This is a genomic window from Methylobacterium sp. M6A4_1b (assembly GCF_053345175.1).
Genome location: NZ_JBKEZQ010000018.1, coordinates 26206 through 42631, shown reverse-complemented (window position 1 = coordinate 42631; position 16426 = coordinate 26206). Strand labels below are relative to the sequence as shown.

The following is a 16426-nucleotide window of genomic DNA, read 5'->3' as shown; positions in this document are numbered from 1 at the left end:
CCAAGATATCCTCAGCTGATCATCCGGGATTTTCTGTCGCAGGCTACGTTGAAACACGAAGCTCTATCGCCCATCGACCGACAGACTCTGGACGCCGACGAAGTCCTGCGTCGGTCAACCTATCTCGATCGATCCTGATTTCGAGAGTCGTGATCCCACGGTCCGGCAGGAACCGACGGCGCCGGTGTTTCCGCCCGATCCGCGCACCGCCGGCTGACCGGCGGCAGGCCGATCGGCCGGGGCTTAGCCCGGCCGAAACGCAGGTTCGGGGTTCGGTGTGGACGCCCCGGATCAGCCGAAGATGCCGTCGTTGAGAACGGTGCGGTTCTCGACGAAGCCGAACTGCAGGAAGTGCTGCATCGGGTCGAGGCCGGCCTGGGCCACGTCCGGGTTGGCCTTGAGGTAGGCCTTGGTGTCGAAGTCGGCCGCCGGATCCCGGCCCTCCTTGACGCCGAAGGTCTCGTAGTGGTCGAGCGGGTTCATGCCCGCCCGGGCCACGTCGGTGTAGGCCCCCAGGTAACCCTTGGTGTCGAAGATCGCGTTGGGATCGCGGCCCTCCTTCCAGCCCGTGGCGTCGAAGTGCTGGCGTGCGAAGGCGAAGGTGTCGCCGCCCGCCCGTGAGGCCGCGAGGGCCACGTCCGTATTGGCGAGCAGGTAGTACTCCGCATCGAAGCCGCCCTTGATGTCGGTGGGCCGGCCCACGGCCGCGAAGGTGGCGCGCCCTTCCGCTTGGCCGAACTCGAGGTAGTGCGCCAGCGGGTTGACGCCGGCCGCCTTCACGTCGGGATTGCGGGCGAGGTAGGCCTCGTTGTCGAAGGCGGCGCCCGGGTCGCGTCCCTCCTTCCAACCGCCCTGGGCGTACTGCGTCAGCGGGTTGGCGCCGGAGGCGGCCACGTCCGGGTTGGCGGCGAGGTAGCCCTTGGTCGAGAAGAAGGCGTTCGGGTCGCGGCCCTCGCGGGCGCCGAACTGGGCATAATGGTCGTCGGCGTCCAGGCCGGAGGCCAGGACGTCCTTGTACCGGGCGAGGTAGTAGAGGTCGTTCACCAGCGGATTGGCGTCGTTGAGGACGATGGTCGTGTCCGAGAACAGGATGCGCTCGAAGCCGCCGATCGTGTCGCGGCCCTCCGGCCCGGTGACGATGGTGAAGTTGCCGTCCTGCGTGACCTGCGCGTCGGCGAGGCGCGACTGGAAGATCAAGGTGTCGTTGCCGACCGCGCCGGCGATGCCACCGCCCATCAAGATGTCGTCGCCGAGGCTGTTGACGATGATGTCGTCCCCGGCGCCGCCCGCCAGCATGTCGCTGAAGGCCGTGCCCTGGAGGGTGTCCCCGCCGTCCGTGCCGGTCTTGGCGGTCCCGCGCTGGAACACGGTGTCGGCCCGAGCCGAGAGATTCTGGATGCGCAGGTCGCCGGCCGGTCCGGTATCGGCGGTGCCGTAGGGCGTGACGGCGTGGAACGCCTTCAGGTACTCGGCCAAAGCGTCCTGCTCGGAGCCCTTGGCCGCGAAGGTCTCGGTGTCGGGAAGGGTGACCGGGGCGGCGTCGCGCAGGGCGATCTTGTTCTCGCCATAGGCCGGGAAGGGATAGTTGTCGCCCCCTAAGCCCGGCGCCGAGGCGGTGCCGGTGGCGAGGAAGTCGAGCGTCACGACCTTGATGGCGCGGCCGGCATCGCCCACCACCTGGCCGTTCTGGACCAGGGTGTCGAGGACGCGGCCGTCGGCATCGATGATCGCCGCGTTGACGATGCGCTGGCCCTCACGGCTGACGTTGCCGTTCACATCGAGGGTCTGGGCCTGCTTCGTGGCATCGAAGCTGTAGGAGATACCGCCGACCTGGGCGAACTGGCCCGGGGTCGCTCCCGGCGCCACCGCGGCGACGCCGTGCTCGAGGATGCGCTCCAGCTCGGCGGCCGTGACGGTGACGACCGCGAGGTTGTTGTTGAAGCGCAGGGAGTTGGTGACGTCGAGTTGCGAGATATCGCCGGCCTGCTTGCCGGCCGAGGGGTTGGCCGCCGGGGGCAGCTCACTGGTGCCGCCGCCGGCCGTGGAGAAGGAGCCGATCGAATCGCGGATGCCGCCGCCGTTCTTGATCGAGACCGTGACGCCCGCATCGAACTGCTTGGCGTACCAGAGGTTCGCATCCGACGAGAGGTCGCCGAGGTTGGTCTCCTCGGTGCGGACCTCGCCGCGCCGGCCCTCCAGATAGACGCTGGTGCGGCCGAGGATGTTGCCGTCCTGCTGGCGGATCACGTCGGCGATGCCGGCGGTCTCCTGAACGCCGTCGTTGTCGGCGTCGAGCCCCTCGATCACCTCGCGGACGAGGAAACCCTTGGATCCGGGGGTGAACGCGGCGGCCGTCGAGCCGTAGAGCCCGGCCACGGTGGCGTCGTCCACCGCGACCGCACCGCTGGTGGCCGGGTTCACCGACTCGCGGATGACGTTGCCCCGCTCGTCGAAGGTGACGTTGAGGCGGCCGAGATAGGAATATTCGGAGGCGGTGTTCACCAGGAGCAGGGTCTGGCCGCTGGCATTGGTGTAGAATTGCGGGTAGCCGCCCGCGGCCGTGTCGCCGGGAAGCAGGCGGTCGTCGCCATCGGCCAGCAGAGTATGCGAGCCACCGCCGATGAGCACGTCGACGTTGCGCAGCAGCGGCGCCAGGGCCTGCTCGTTGGCGAGCTGCTGCAGGTGCGTGCCGACGATGACCTTGTTCACGTCCGGGTTGGCGGCGAGCACCCGATCGACCTCGGCGTTGATCTGCTGGGCCAGCAGGGCGATGTTGTCCTGGCCGGTGAAACCGTCCAGCGTGACGTTGCCGAGGGTCGTCAGCAGCGGCTCAAGCTGGGTGGTGGCGCCCACGAAGGCGATCTTCTCGCCGTTCTCGACAAGGATCGTGGACTTGGCGATCTTGTCCGCCCCCGTGCCCGTCTGGGTCGAGGCCGGGCCGGTCTGGGCGAAGGTGGCGTTCGAGAGGTTCGGGTTGACCAGCCCCGAGAGCGCCGCTTCCCGCGAGAAGTTCAGGTTGGCGGAGAGGTAGGGGAACTGCGCGCCGACCCAGGTGTCGTCGGCATTGCCCGCCGCAGTGCCGAGATTGGCCCCGATGATGTTGGCCACCTCGGTGGGCCCCGAATCGAACTCGTGGTTGCCGAACACCGCCGCCTGGACGCCGATGATGTTCTGGATGGTGATGTCGGCCCGGCCCACCGAGGCCGCGAGCTTGGTGTAGGCGGCCGACCCGGTGAGCCCGTAGAGCTGGTTGTAGACACCGTTATAGGTCGCGGCGAGCTGCGGATCGGCGCCCGCGATGAAGAACGGACTCGGGATCCAGCCGTCACCGGTGGAGAGGGTGATCGAGTTCGGTGTCGCGTCTTCGAGCTTGTCGACGATGGCGGCGAAGTTCGCAGCGCGCTGCGTGGCGAGCAGGCCGGCCTCCCAGTCGGAGGCGTGCAGGATCTGGAGCGTGTAGGTCATGGCCGGCGGGGTCTCCGTCGTGAAGTCGAGCTGGTCCTGAGGGATGCCGGCGAAGGCGTTGCCGGCCGTGTCGAGGAGGGCGCCCGCCGGGACGATCACGTCGTAGGCGGTACCGGCCCTGAGATCGGTGCCTGGGTCGATCGTCACCGTGGTGCCGCTGATGGAGACCTGGGAGGTGTCGCCGACCGCGATGGCGTGGGTGTCGCCGGTCCCGTCCGTGATCGTGAGGGTGCCGCTGCCGGCCCGCACCGCCTCGCTGAAGGTCAGGACGATGCTGGCGCCCACCGCCACCTTGAGGGTATCGTCGGCCGGCGTCGCGGAGACGAGGCGCGGCGCGGTCTGGTCGAGGCGCAGCCCGACCAGGATCGGGTCGTGGTCGGATTCACGGGCGGGAACGAGCCCGTCGAAATAGGCGGCGGAGCGGCCGAAATCGAGGTTGTAGTCGATGGCATCCGCCTCGTCGGCGTTGATGTGCCACTCGGTGACGCCGGTGACCTGGCGGTTCAGACTCGCATTGGCCAGCGCGTGGTCGAGAGCGCCGTAGGCCCCGTCGAAGACGTAGGAATACGGGTTGGCGAGGCGGTCCTCGGCGGGGTTGGTGAAGCCGCCGGCCTTGAGGACGTCGAGGGCGTCCTCCTTGATGTAGGCGTTGAAGTCGCCGAGCAGGACGACGTCGCCGTCCTGCGTTCCCGTCGGCTTGAGGGTGAGCCATTCCTTGAGTGCGGTGGCAGCCAGCTCCCGCTGCTGCTGCCAGCCGCCCTGGCCGTCGCCCTGGTCGGCATCGGCGCCCGTACCGGCCCCGCTCTTCGACTTCAGGTGGTTGATGACCGCCGTGAAGTCCTCGCCCGTGGCGGTCTCGCGGAAGGTCACCGCGAGCGCGGCGCGGCTGGTGTTGGCACCGTTGAAGATGTGGCCGATCGTGCTCTGCTGGAGCAGGGCAGGATCGAAGACCTGGACGTCCGAGTCGTCGAGCTTCTCGACGGTGGTGTTCAGCGCCACCGAGACCTTGCCGGGCTTGTAGACGAAGCCCACCGCGATGGCGTCGCCGCCGAGGAACTGACCCTGGTCGAGTTGGGCGCCGGGCCGGACCCAGTCGTAGGTGCCGGCGCCGGCGCGGGCATTGAGCTGCCCGACGAGGTATTCGAGGGCGTTGCCCGGGTTGCCGGGCTGGAACTGGTTCTCCAGCTCGGTCAGGCCGAACACGTCGGCCCCGGAGGCGATCACCGTGGTGACGAGCTTGGCTGTCTGGCGGTCGAACTCGGCGGCATTGTTGGCGCCGCGCGGGTCGAGGCCGATGGCGGTCTTCACGCCCGTGGCGGAGCCGTCGCTGTCGAGGGTGCGGAAGTAGTTCAGCACGTTGAGGCTGCCGACCTTCAGGCTGCCGCCGACATCGTCGGGGGCGGCCGGGCGGGGATTGGCGTGCACGAAAGCATTGTCGCCGTCGTCGATCGCTCGGACCCGGTAGGCATTGGCGGGGCCGTAGCCGAGCACGCCCATGAGGCCCGTCACCGTGTCGCCCATCCGGGGCGCGGTGGCGGTGGAATAGGCCGGGCCGAAGCCGTCGAGGAGATCGACGGGCTGGTTCTGGACGTTGAGCCCGTCGTCGTAGGTGATCGAGCGCGCCGCGACCTGCGCAAAGTAGGCTACGTAGCCGGCGGCGTTCGGCTCGAACGCGTTGGTGAAGGTCTCCGGGCGCCCGCCGGCCGCGAGGCGGATCTCGTTGAAGCGGTCGAGGTTGAACTGCTCGGTGATGGTGAGCGCCTGGCCGAACCGGACGAGCATGCCCTCGTAGCGCTCGAGGTCGGGCTGCGCCGTGGTGCCGGTGCCGATCGTGGCGGCGGCGGGAAGGTCGACCACCGTGGCGGCGGCCTTGAGGGCGGCAACCGAGAGCGCACCGGCCTGGACGACCTGGATCTGGGCCGCGTCGGTGACCGTGATCTGCGTCTCGCCGCTAAACTCGCCGACGGTGCCGGTGACCCGGACGCGATCGCCTTCCTGGAGATCCTTCAGGAGGTTGCCGGCCCCCTCGTAGACGAACACGCCCTCGGAGGTCAGCGGGTTGCCGTCCGCATCCGCGGCCTCCTCCTGAAGGTAGAAGCCGCCGAGGTTGCGCTTGGCGTCGGTATCGCCGGTCTGAAAGTCGCCGACGACGATCGCCTCCACCGTGACGGTGCGGCCGGCGATCGGGCTCGCGCTGCCCGTGCCCTGCACGGCGGAGACCAGGGTGACATCGTCGTTGAGGATGGTGCCGGTGGCCACGATGCCGGTCGTAGCCAGGGCTGCCGTCACTCCGCTCTGGCCGGCGCTGGCGCCCTTCAGCGTGACCGTGAAGCCCTCATTGGCCTCCGGAAGCGCATCGCCCTGGACCGTGACGGTGACCACAGCCGAGGCCGCGCCCGCCGGAATGGTGCCCGCGATGGTCGCCGGCAGGCTGGGGCCGCCAGCGAAATCGGCGCCGTCCGCCCCCGCGCCGCCGAGCTCCGCCGTGAAGGCGAGGCTGCCCAGCGTGCCGCCCGTGCGCTCCACCGTGAAGGCGAAGGTGGTGGTGCCGGCATCGCCTTCGGCCTTGGCGACGGCCAAGGAGCCCGGCTGGAAGGCGATCGCCTGGGCGTAGCCCTGGGGCAGGGCGGCGTAGAGGGTCGCGCCGCCGCCGGCCTCGTTGGTGGTGACGAGGAGCGGCGTGCCGGTGGGGTTGCGGTCGGCGGCGATGAAGGTCAGCACCTCCGGGCCGAGATCGGCGGAGACGCCCGGCAGCGGCGGCACGTAGGAGACGTAGGCCGCGTTCTCGGGATCGGTGACGTCGTAGACGATCACGCCGCTCTGGCGCTCGAGGCCCACGAAGGCGTAGGTGCGGCCAGCGACGGTGCCGATCGTGACGCCCTCGGGTTCGGGACCCTTGTTGTCGGAGCGGTCGTCGGGGGTGTTGGCCACCACCTGGTCGTTGTTGAAGCGCTGCGGGTTGAGGCTCGCGAAGATCTTCTCGAATTCGCCGCCGGTCTCGCGCACCTTGATCAGCGCGCCGTCGGCCTCCTGGCGGAAGATCGAGATGCCGCGGCCGCCGAGGGTGTTGAGCTGGTCGATGACGCTGTCGTTGTCGGTGTCGCCCGTGCGCAGCAGGACGTTGAGGCGGGCATAGGCGGGATCGGCCTTCAGCGCCTGCAGCTCGGGTGTGAGGCGGCTGTTGGCGATGCTGGAGAGGCGGGCCACGTCCGCCGAATCGTCGGCGCCGCCGATGACGCGCTGGTCGCCCTCGTTGGCGGTGACGACGTAGGTCACGCCGTTCAGGGCGAAGCTCGCCGCACCGTCGGGCTGGAGCAGGCCGTAGATCGGCGCGTTGGCCGGCGTGTTGGCGATGCGGATCGAGGCCGTGCCGCCCGCACCGTCACGGTCGGAGGCGTCGAATTCGTTGCCGGGCAGCGAATGGTTGACGGAGCCGAGCGGCTGGATCGCGATCGGGGCGGTGCCGGGATTGGTAAGGTCGATCACCGCGATGCCATTGACCTCCTGAAGGGTCACGTAGGCGAAGCGGTTGTCGGGGGAGAGGGCGATGTATTCGGGCTCGATGTCGGCGGCGGCACTCTTGCCCGCGGTGATCGCGAGGCCCTTGGCGCGCAGGGCCGCCTCGCTGCCGTCGAGGGCATCGAAACCCACGGTGGCGCTGACGCCGGCACTGGCCGCGCCCCCGGAGAGATCGAGGATCGAGACGCTGCCGACCGGGTTGACGGCGCTCGTGAACTGCTCGCCCTCGTTGGCGACGAGGAGCTTCGTGCCGTCGCTGGTGAAGACGATCTGGTCGGGGCCGACACCGACCGTCACCGACTTGAGCAGGGTGCCGGCCCGGTCGAACAGGGCGACGCGGCCGGGCTGATCTCCGGTGGCATTGGCGTAGGCCACGGCGACGAGGCCGTTCGAGACCGCCACCGAGTTCACGGACCCATACTGGTCGAGGCAGGCGAGCCTGATCTCGCCGGATTTGGCCATCTGCCCGTCGGCGCCGATGCCCACGATCTCGATCCGGTTCTCGTTGGTGTTCTGGATGTAAAGGCTGCCGGTGGTGCGGTCGTAGGCCACCACCTCGGCATTGGCCGCGGCGGTGGTGCTCGGGTCGTTGGTGGTGGCGTAGCTGCCCAGACGGACGAGTTGCAGCGCGCCGGTGGGGGAGGGCGGGGTCGTCGCGGTCGCCCCCTGAAACCCCTGGAGGGAGGGCGCCGCATCGAACACCGCCACGCCATTGATCACGGTGGCGGCGTCGTCGTTGACGATGGTTCCGACCGCCTCGCCATCGGTGACGGTGGCGCCGACGACGTTCGTCACCCGCAGGGCGAAGGTTTCGTTGGCCTCGAAGACCCCGTCGGCGGTCACCAGCACGCCGAAGGTGGCGGAGGTGGCGCCGGCCGCGATCGTCTGCCCGGCCAGGGCGATGGCGACGTAGTCGGAACCGGCCTGGGCGGTGCCGTCGGCGGTGGCGAGGTCGAAGGTCACGCCGCCGGCCGGGGCGGGGGCGCTGAGCGAGACCGTGAAGGTCAGGCTGGCCGTGCCCGCCTGGCCCTCGATCACCTGCGCATCGGCGATCGACAGGGCCGGCAGGGTAGCCGACGCGCTCAGGCTCGAGACCGCGATGTCGTCGATACCGATCCACTCGTCGCTGCCCACCGCGTTGGCGGTCAGGATGCGAACCTGAAGGCCCGCCGCGCCGTCGGCATCGGCCGGCAGGGCGACGCTGACGGGGGTCACCTGCGTGGCACTGCCCTGGGTGCTGGCATCGGCCACGAAGCCGGCCGGCAGGTTTTTCCAGGCGCCGCCGTCGGTCCGGTACTGAAGGGCGACGGTCTGGACGGCGTTGTCGGCCGAGCCGTCGATGTCGCGGGCGTTGAAGGCCACCGTGATGTCCCGTCGCCCGGTGGCATCGAGGTAGAGCACGAGGCTCGGCGCATCCGCCGTGCCCGAGCCCTGCAGGGCGATCGTCGGGTCGGCGAGCTCGAACTCGGCGACGCCGCCGGACCCCAGGGTAGCGGGACTGGTCTGGTTGGCGACGACGTCCGCATCGTTCGGCAGGGCCGAATCGCCGGTGATGCCCTGCGGGTCTGTGCCGGTGACGGTGGTGAGGTCCTGACCCAGATATCCGACGATGGCGGGGACCCTGCTCCAGTCGTCGTTCGTCGTGATCGCGCCGGTATCGGTCCAGGCCTGGAGCAGGGGATCGTTCGCGAGAACGTGCGGCGTCGTGGTCATGCGGACACTCTGCGGAGGCGGACGCGCCGGTGACCGGCGACCTGGTCGCGAGCCCGCATGTCCGGTCGGCGGCGCGCGAGCGGGCCGCCTTTCCCGAGGGCTTCACGCCACCGGAAGGACGTCCGCTCCGCCGCATCAGGACAGATCAGGCTCAGGCAGCCAATAGATCCGCCACGTGACAGATCGATGAAAGCAAATCGAACCCGCGATCTGCTCGCCGATCAGGTCACGGCAAAGCAATTTCCGATCGCGATCAGCATTGATCGTCGTGTCTTGATCCACGGTCCCGGAGGTTTTTTCCCGCGGCGGTTCGCGAGGGCCTCCGGCCCACCGGCGCCTTGACGCGCCGCGGCGAAGTTCGCCACATCGGCCCGACACCGGAGCCCGCGGATGACCACATCGCCCTACAACCCGCCCTGCGGCGGCCTGCCGCCCCAGACCGCGCTGATGACCGGCCGGGCCGTGTTCACCGAGGCCTACGCCGTCATCCCGAAGGGCGTGATGAGCGACATCGTCACCTCCGTGCTGCCGTTCTGGGAGGGCACCCAGGCCTGGATGCTGGCCCGCCCGCTCTCGGGCTTCTCCGAGACCTTCGCGCAGTATCTCGTGGCGCTCGCCCCCGGCGGCGGCAGCGAACGGCCCGAGCCCGACGCGGAAGCCGAAGGCGTGCTGTTCGTGGTCGAGGGCCGAGCCCGCCTCCGCCTCGACGGCCGGGCGCACGACCTGACCCCCGGCAGCTACGCCTACCTGCCGCCCGGGGCCACCTGGAGCCTGCGCAACGACGGGGCGGGGCCGACCCGCCTCCACTGGATCCGCAAGGCCTATGCGCGGGTGCCCGGCATCGAGGTGCCGCCGGCCTTCGTCACCCATGAATCGGAGATCACCCCGGCGCCGATGCCCGGCACCGACGGCGCCTGGGCCACGACCCGCTTCGTCGCCCCCGACGATGTGCGCCACGACATGCACGTCAACATCGTGGCGATGCGCCCCGGTGCCTCGATCCCGTTCGAAGAGACCCACGTCATGGAGCACGGCCTGTTCGTACTGGAAGGCAAGGCGGTCTATCGGCTCAACCGCGACTGGGTCGAGGTGGAGGCGGGCGACTTCATGTGGCTGCGCGCCTACTGCCCCCAGGCCTGCTACGCCGGCGGCCCCGGCCCCTTCCGCTACCTCCTCTACAAGGACGTCAACCGGCACGCCCCGCTCGCGCCCTTCCGGGCAGCCCGATGAGCGGCCGCCGGATCGCCGCCGCGCCGCTGACGGCCGAGGCTTTCGCTCCGTTCGGCACCGTGATCGACAAGGCGGCCGTTGCGCCGCGCCCGATGAACGGCGGCAAGGCCCGCCGCTTCCACGACCTCGCGCAGGTGCGGGTGGCGGGCGAGGACGGGCATGTGGTCATCGGCTACGTCGAGGCCGAACCCTACGGCCTGCCTCTCGCGGTGAGCCTCGTCGAGCGTCATCCGCTCGGCGCGCAGGCCTTCCTGCCCCTGAATGCCGCGCCGTTCCTCGTGGTGGTCTGCCCCGACGAGGGCGGCCGCCCCGGCCGGCCGCACGCCTTCGTCACCGCGCCGGACCAGGGCGTGTGCTACGCCGTCGGCACGTGGCACGGGGTGCTCACCCCCTTCGGCGCCCCCCAGAACTTCCTCGTCGTCGACCGCGGCGGCCTCGGTGCGAATCTGGAGGAATACGTGTTCGACGAGCCGTGGACGATCCACGGCCCGGATACGGTCTGATGGACCGGACGCTCGGCTTCTCCGGGGCGTAAGGCCTGCCAGGCCGAGACCCATCCGACCTCGGCGAGGAGGGCCATGAGAGGTTTCGGAACACGGCCGGTCGGTCCGACACCGTCTCCGAGGCGGGGAAGGGCGCTTGGTTGAGGACGGGCGCCCCGGCTTCAGGACGATCACGGCAGAGTTAGAACTGGCCGCTGGAGATGTGCCCGACCGTGCAGGCCATCGTCAGGACCGTGAGTCCGAAGGCGAAGCCGACGCCGAGGAAGCCGATCCCCGGTTTGGGAAACTTCGCGTGGCGGATTACTTCGGCATCGGCACACGGAATCGTGCCGCCCTCTCAGCCATACCCATAGCCCAGCGCGCTGCGAGCGCGGACAAAGACAGCGGTCCCCTGTCGGGACAGACATCCGCGGCCCGGGCCCCGTGCGTGGTCTGGGACCCGTCGCGCCGTGGCGGCACGCCGGGCTTCGCGCGCGGTCTTCAGGGCTGACCGGCGACGGGCGGCACGCCGTCGGGGGCAGGGGACCTCGCGGGGGGCGATGCGGATGGACGCGTCGAGATCCCGCCGTAGCCGAGGGCGACGGCCCTCCGGAAGGCTTCGCGCTGGTCGGGTGCGCGCTGGCGCAGGCACCCGTCGATGGCCGCGCCGACCCATGCGCCAATGGGGGCTGGATCGAAGGGCGGCGAAGCCACGTCCGGCGGGCTCACGCGGTACCCATGGCCTTGACCAGACGCTCGCGGGCACGGCTGACGCGGCTCTTCACGGTACCGGTCTGGCAGCCCAGGACGGCGGCGGCCTCGTCATACAGAAGGCCGTCGACCATCACGAGAAGCAGGGTCTCGCGGTGCTCCGGCGTCAGGCTGTTCAGGGCGGCCTGAAGCTGGATCAGGCCGACACGATGCTCCTGCTCGGGCTCCAGGCGCAGGGTGGCGGCGAAGGCGCCGTCGACATCCTCGACCTCGCGGCGAAGCCGCTTGCGCTGGTTGAGGAAGGCATGGCGCAGGATCGTGAACAGCCAGGCGATCAGCCGTGTCCCCGGTTCGAACCGCGACCGGTTCTCCCAGGCGCGCATCAGGGTGGTCTGAACCAGATCGTCCGCCTCGGCCGCATTCCCGCACTGGGAGAAGGCGTACCGGCGCAGGCGCGGAACGGCAGCGATCAGGGCGGCCCGGAACGAGTCGGACACCTGTCCGTCGGCCTGCGCCGCCGACAAGGCGGTTTCGAGCCGGACCAGAACCTGGCCGAGCCTGGACGGCTCCTCGACACCGTCGGGAAACGGAAAAATCTCGTTCAGCCGACGGCCGATCCAGTCGGGAATCCGGCGCTGCGCTTCCTCGCCATCCGAAGGAGAGCTGAACACTTTGAGGTCTGGCTGCACGGATGAGTGCCCTCCTGTCTCGAATAGGCGATGACTTGCGCGACCCTCCACGAGGGGAGGTCATCCGAAGGCTTGTGATTGGGCAATCACATTCACGTCAATGATCCGAATATACCAGACAATCGCTTATCGGACCCGGAACCGGCCTTCCACGCACTTGTTACGAGCTGGACTTTGCAAAGCGGCGCGACGCGCCATAGGAGCCCCGGTGACACTCGGCGTCGACAGGCATGAACTCCGGCAGATCGTGGCGGGCTTGAGCGAGGGCGTGATCCTCGTCGAGCCGGACCAGACCATCGCCTATGCCAACGCCGCCGCGCTGGAGATGCACGGCGCCGAGACTTTGGAGGAGCTCGGCGGGACGGTGGATGCCTACCGGGCTCGCTTCTCCCTGCGCTACCGCAACAACCACGCCCCCAACCAATACCCGATCGAGCGTGTGGTGGCCGGGGAGCGCTTCCACGACGTCGTCGTGGAGGTCACGCGCACCGACCGGCCCGACGCCGACTTCGTGCACTCCCTGCGCAGCCTGGTCGCCACCGACCGCGACGGCCAGCCGAGTTGCCTCGCCCTCATCCTGAAGGACGTCTCGGACCAGTTCGAGGCCGAGGCGCGCTTCGAGGCCACCTTCAACGCCAACCCCGCCCCGGCGGTGATCTGTCGGCTCGCGGATCTGCGCTTCGTAAAGGTGAATCTCGGTTTCCTGGAGATGACTGGCTACACGCGCGACGCCGTCATCGGCCGCAGCGTCTACGAGGTGGACGTCCTGGCCAATGCCCGAAGCCGGGACCTTGCGATCTCGCGGCTGAACGAGGGCGGGACCATCCCGCAGATGGAGGCCTGCCTCGACCTGCCAGACGGCGGCACACGCTTCGTCATCGTGGCGGGTCAACCGATGGAGTTCGGCGACGAGCCCTGCATGCTCTTCACGTTCGCCGACCTGGAGCTCCGCCGGAAGGCCGAGACGGCGTTGCGCCAGAGCGAGGAGCGCTTCGCCAAGGCGTTCCGGCTCACACCCGTGCCGACCCTGCTCGCTCGCGCCGATGGGCTGACGATCACCGGCGTCAACGAGGCCTTCACGAGAGTCTTCGGCTTCGCCGCCGAGACGGTGACCGGCCGAACGCCGGCCGATCTCGATCTGTGGATCTCGCAGGCCCAGTGCGATCGGTTCGAGACTGCCTTGGTGCGGACCGGCTACGTGCTGGGCTTGGAGGTCTGCCTGCGCCACGAGGACGGCAGCAGCCTCGACTGCCTGGTCTCGGCCGAGCGGGTGGAGATCGGCGCGGAGTCCTTCGCGCTCCTCGTCCTGCAGGACATCACCGAGCGCAAGCGCAGCGAGCGCGAGTTGTTCGAGGCCATCGAGGCGGTGATGGCCGACACCTCCTGGTTCAGCCGGGGGCTGATCGAGAAACTGGCCCATCTGCGCCAGCCCGGTGCCGGACACCAGGATGCGGTCTCACCCAACATGACGGTGCGGGAACGCCAGATCCTCGACCTGATCTGCGCCGGACTCTCCGACGAGGTCATCGCCCGGCGCCTCGTCCTGTCCAAGAACACGGTCCGCAACCACGCGGCCGCGCTGTATCGCAAGCTCGACGTGCACAAGCGCTCCGAGGCGATCGTTTGGGGCCGCAACAACGGCTTTCCGACTGCGCCATCCGGGTAGAAAAAATCATTTTACTGGTACGTCTGCATCATTGATGGAGCGCGACCAGGGGCCATCTCTCGAGCAACGGGCGTTGGGCCGACGATCCCGCCGCCCGAACTTCGTCCGCCACGACCCGACTCGTCCGGTCCGGCTCCTGCGCCACGCCAGAAGGCTACGATGACCGCCACCAAGCCGCCCACCTCCGCCCAGGCGCTCAAAGGTTCGGTGAAGGAAGCCATCGGCAAGCTGACCGGTGACGGCCGGGTCGAGGCCGAGGGCCGCAGCGAGGCCGAGGGCACGTCCGCCGCCAGATCCGAGGATGAGACCGAGACCTCGAAGGTTGGCGGGACAGCGCGGCCGGCCAAGCTGGTCAGGCCGGCCAAGCCGTAGGGGCGTCCGCACCCGCGCTCTCGCCCCGCGTCACCGACCGCAGTCACTCCCCAAGTCTAGCTTCGCAACCCCCGCGTCGAGCCTCGGCGCACACGCGTCACAACCACGACGAACAAGGACAGGATCATGGTCGATACCAATCGGATCACGGGCGCAGCCCAGGAGCTCGGCGGCAAGGTTCAGGGCGCCGTCGGCGACCTCACCGGCTCGAAGCGGGACTCGCTCGAGGGTCGGGCGCGCGAAGCGCAAGGGGCGGCCGAGACTCTCTACGGCCAGGCCAAGGACGGTGTGCGCGAGGCCGTCGGCCACGTCACCGAGACGGCGCGCGAGATCGGCGGCCAGGTCCGTGACGCGGTGGGCAACCTGACCGGGTCCGGCGAGGTCGAGGATCGCGCCCGCCGGGCGCAAGGCGCGGCCAGCGACACCTACGAGCGGGCCGAGCGCGCCGTGCGCCACGCCGCCGACGAGGCCTACGACCGCGCCGAGGACGCCTACGAGAACGGTGGGCGATACCTGCGCCAGGGCGGGCGCGAGGTCGGCAATCAGGTCGCCGAGCACCCGATCGCCGCCCTGCTGGTGGCCGGCCTTCTCGGCTACGGCCTCGGCCTGCTCATTCACGGCCGCGACTGAGCGCCGGACCCGCGCGCAAACGCGTCCGGCCGCCCTCGCGCCCACAGCGCGGCCGGAGCCTGGACTTCCACCCCGACTGACCTCTCGAACGACCGAGCTTCTCGGACGACCGACGATCCGGAGTACCACTACGTGTCCACCTCTCCCCTTCTCGCGACCTCGACTCCCGCCGCCTCAGCCGAAATCCGCACGGTTCTGCTCCACCAGGTGTCGTGGGGCGCGATCTTCGCCGGTGCGGTCACCGCCCTGGTGAGTCAGGTCATCCTCAACATGGTCGGCGTGGGCGTCGGCCTGTCCAGCGTCGGCGCCACCGCCGCCGACAACCCGGCCGCCTCCACCCTCTCGCTGGGCGCCGGCCTCTGGTTCGTGGCCTCGGGCGTGGTCGCAGCGCTCGCCGGCGGCCTCATCGCCGGGCGCCTCTCGGGCAAGCCCGTCGCGGGCGCGGCCGGCCTGCACGGGCTGGTCTCCTGGGCGGTCACCACCCTGGTGGTGCTCTACCTCCTGACCTCGGCGGCCGGCGGGCTGATCGGGGGCGCCTTTTCGGGCGTGACCAGCACGCTCGGCGGGGCCGGCTCGCTGGTGGGCGGCACGGTGCAGACGGCCGCCCAGGCGGCAGCTCCCTCCCTGTCGAAGATCACCAACCCGCTGGACGGCATCGAGCAGACGGTGCGCCAGCAGGCGGCCGGCCAGGACCCGCAGGCGGCCAAGGACGCGGCGGTGGCCGCCATCCGCGCGCTGTTCACCGGCGACCCGGCCCGGAAGGCCGAGGCCGAGACCCGCGCGGCCGACGCGCTGGCCAAGGCGCAGGGCATCCCGGCCGAGCAGGCTCGGACCCAGATCCAGGACTACCGCAAGCAGTATGACGCGGCCGTGGCCAGCGCCAAGCAGAAGGCCGAGGCCGCCGCTCTGGCCACGAGGTCGGCGGCCACGCAGGGCGCCTTCTACGGCGCGCTGGCGCTGATCCTCGGCGCGCTCGCCGGCTTCCTGGGCGGCCGCCTCGGCGCCCCCAAGGCCGCAACCCTCGTGGCCGGATACGACGCCCGCCGCGCCTGAACCAAGCCCCGGCCGGTCTTCGCGATCGGCCGGTCCTCAGAACCGCAGGAGATCTTCTCATGAGCAGCACCACCGACAAGCTGAAGGGTCTCGCCAACGAGGCGGCCGGCAACGTCAAGCAGGCCGCCGGCAAGGTTACGGGCAGCGACCGCCTCGTGGTCGCGGGCAAGGCGCAGGAACTGAAGGGCGAGGCCCAGCGCAGCATCGGCGAGGCCAAGGAGGGCGCCTCCTCGCTGGTCGACAAGCTGACCGGCAAGCGCTGACGCCACGGGTGCCGGTCCAACCGGACCGCACCCACCAACTCCACGCCAATCCAGGAGACATCTCATGAATCGCGACGAGTTCCGTGGCGCCACGCGCCACCTCAAGGGCCGGGCTCAGACCGCCCTCGGCGGCGTCACCGGCGATCCCGCCCGTCAGGTCCGCGGAGCCGTCAACCAGGTAGCCGGCGGCGCACAATACGCCTACGGCCGGGCCCGGGACCGCGCGGAGGACCTGGCCGAGGACGGGCGCGACCTCGCCTACGAAGCTCGGGACCGCGCAGGTCACCTGATCGAGGAAGGCCGCGACCGGGCCGGGCACCTGATCGAGGAGGGGCGCGGCCTGGCTCGCCACGCCCGCACGCGCGGCACTGCCTATGGCCGCCGGGCGGCACGCTACGCCGACGACAACCGTGCTTCGGCCCTGCTCGGCCTGGCGGCCGTGGCCTTCGCGGTCGGCTGGCTCGCCCGGCCCCGTCGCTGATCCGTCCGATTTCGGAGAGACACCATGATCCGCAAGATCCTCACAGCGTTCCTGCTGCCGAAGCTCATCGCCTATGCCGGCCGCCGCTTCGGCGGCCGCGCTGCCGCACCGCCGCGCCGACGGGGTTGAACTTGCGCGGTTGAGCTTGCGCG

10 protein-coding genes are annotated in these 16426 nt (G+C 70.0%); 8 read left to right on the top strand and 2 right to left on the bottom strand.

The window, feature by feature from the left end:
• Positions 1-291: 291 nt before the first annotated feature.
• Positions 292-8697: an ExeM/NucH family extracellular endonuclease gene (locus tag ACLBWX_RS16725; RefSeq protein ID WP_447678141.1), complete on the bottom strand. Its 8406-nt coding sequence runs from the start codon at positions 8695-8697 to the stop codon at positions 292-294.
• A 390-nt stretch (positions 8698-9087) separates the two neighbouring features.
• Between ACLBWX_RS16725 and ACLBWX_RS16720 the strand changes: the two genes are divergently transcribed.
• Entirely contained in the window at positions 9088-9927 is an 840-nt protein-coding gene (locus ACLBWX_RS16720; RefSeq protein ID WP_447678140.1) for a bifunctional allantoicase/(S)-ureidoglycine aminohydrolase, read from the top strand.
• Positions 9924-10430, top strand: a complete 507-nt coding sequence (locus ACLBWX_RS16715) for an ureidoglycolate lyase (RefSeq protein ID WP_447678139.1) — start codon at positions 9924-9926, stop codon at positions 10428-10430. Before ACLBWX_RS16720 ends, ACLBWX_RS16715 begins: the two co-directional genes overlap by 4 nt.
• A gap of 704 nt (positions 10431-11134) precedes the next feature.
• Here the strand turns inward: ACLBWX_RS16715 and ACLBWX_RS16710 are convergent.
• Positions 11135-11791 (bottom strand): sigma-70 family RNA polymerase sigma factor, encoded by a 657-nt coding sequence (locus ACLBWX_RS16710; RefSeq protein ID WP_447678138.1) that lies wholly within the window; start codon positions 11789-11791, stop codon positions 11135-11137.
• Positions 11792-12017: 226 nt separating this feature from the next.
• Here ACLBWX_RS16710 and ACLBWX_RS16705 point away from each other — a divergent pair, with 226 nt between their 5' ends.
• The 6 genes from ACLBWX_RS16705 (at position 12018) to ACLBWX_RS16680 (ending at position 16274) form a co-directional block, all read left to right on the top strand.
• On the top strand, positions 12018-13475 hold the full coding sequence (locus ACLBWX_RS16705; RefSeq protein WP_447678137.1) for a helix-turn-helix transcriptional regulator: 1458 nt from the start codon (positions 12018-12020) through the stop codon (positions 13473-13475).
• 159 nt (positions 13476-13634) lie between these two features.
• Entirely contained in the window at positions 13635-13847 is a 213-nt protein-coding gene (locus ACLBWX_RS16700) for a CsbD family protein (RefSeq protein WP_447678136.1), read from the top strand.
• A 126-nt stretch (positions 13848-13973) separates the two neighbouring features.
• Positions 13974-14477, top strand: a complete 504-nt coding sequence (locus ACLBWX_RS16695; RefSeq protein ID WP_447678135.1) for a CsbD family protein — start codon at positions 13974-13976, stop codon at positions 14475-14477.
• A gap of 132 nt (positions 14478-14609) precedes the next feature.
• Positions 14610-15530, top strand: coding sequence for a PhnA-like protein (locus ACLBWX_RS16690; RefSeq protein WP_447678134.1), 921 nt, complete (start codon positions 14610-14612; stop codon positions 15528-15530).
• A gap of 59 nt (positions 15531-15589) precedes the next feature.
• Complete coding sequence (locus ACLBWX_RS16685) at positions 15590-15793, top strand: CsbD family protein (protein ID WP_447678133.1); 204 nt, start codon at positions 15590-15592, stop codon at positions 15791-15793.
• Positions 15794-15857: 64 nt separating this feature from the next.
• Positions 15858-16274: a CsbD family protein gene (locus tag ACLBWX_RS16680; RefSeq protein WP_447678132.1), complete on the top strand. Its 417-nt coding sequence runs from the start codon at positions 15858-15860 to the stop codon at positions 16272-16274.
• Positions 16275-16426: the final 152 nt, after the last annotated feature.